Annotated in this window: 1 protein-coding gene; it reads right to left on the bottom strand. The window is 70.2% G+C overall.

Going from position 1 to position 285, the window contains the following annotated elements; genetic code table 11:
- Positions 1-27: 27 nt before the first annotated feature.
- The coding region (locus JHE00_RS34785; RefSeq protein ID WP_200326456.1) for an ATP-binding cassette domain-containing protein at positions 28-285 on the bottom strand (258 nt) is incomplete at its 5' end.

Below are 285 nucleotides of genomic sequence, written 5' to 3'. Positions count from 1 at the left end.
GTAGTCGAGCAGCAGCAGTTCGTCGGCTTACTGCGCGGCGAAGGTGAGGTCGTGCAGCGTCGAGACCACCGTGGTGCCGTCCTCGCGGCGCAACCGGTCGAGCCGTTCCAGCAGGGCCTGCGCGTGCCCGATGTCGAGTCCGGTCGTGGGTTCGTCCAGCAGCAGCACGCGGGTCTGCTGCGCGAGCACGCGCGCGAGCACGGCGCGCTGCTGTTCCCCGCCGGAGAGTGTGCGCAGCTTGCGTTCGGCCAGCTCGCAGAGGTCGAGCCGTGCCAGCGTTTCCTC

Source organism: Prauserella cavernicola (genome assembly GCF_016595675.1).
Lineage (GTDB): Bacteria > Actinomycetota > Actinomycetes > Mycobacteriales > Pseudonocardiaceae > Prauserella_A > Prauserella_A cavernicola.
The sequence above is the reverse complement of the archived record's forward strand: the minus strand, read 5'-3'. Positions and strand labels throughout refer to the sequence as shown.